This window comes from Citrobacter sp. EC_71 (genome assembly GCF_019584005.1).
GTDB classification, from domain to species: Bacteria; Pseudomonadota; Gammaproteobacteria; order Enterobacterales; family Enterobacteriaceae; genus Citrobacter; species Citrobacter werkmanii.
Window position 1 is genome coordinate 1 of record NZ_VDAY01000122.1, and the last position, 205, is coordinate 205.

Sequence of the window (205 nt, forward strand, 5' to 3'; positions counted from 1 at the left end):
TCGCTGTATTGCCGGCAATATCGGTCACCGTCGCCACAATGCTGTGGTCGCCGTCGGCCAGCCCGCCGGATGTGATATGCCACTGTCCGGCCGCGTCCTTCGTCGCCGCCACCGGGGTGCCGCCGTCAATGCTCACCATCATGCTCACGGCGTCTTTATCCGTGGTGATGGCAAAGCCCGGCGTGGTGTCGCGGGTCTGGTTATC

Annotated in this window: 1 protein-coding gene; it reads right to left on the reverse strand. The window is 64.4% G+C overall.

The window, feature by feature from the left end:
* The coding region (locus tag FHD02_RS24310; protein ID WP_220394404.1) for an Ig-like domain-containing protein at window positions 1-205 on the reverse strand (205 nt) is incomplete at both ends.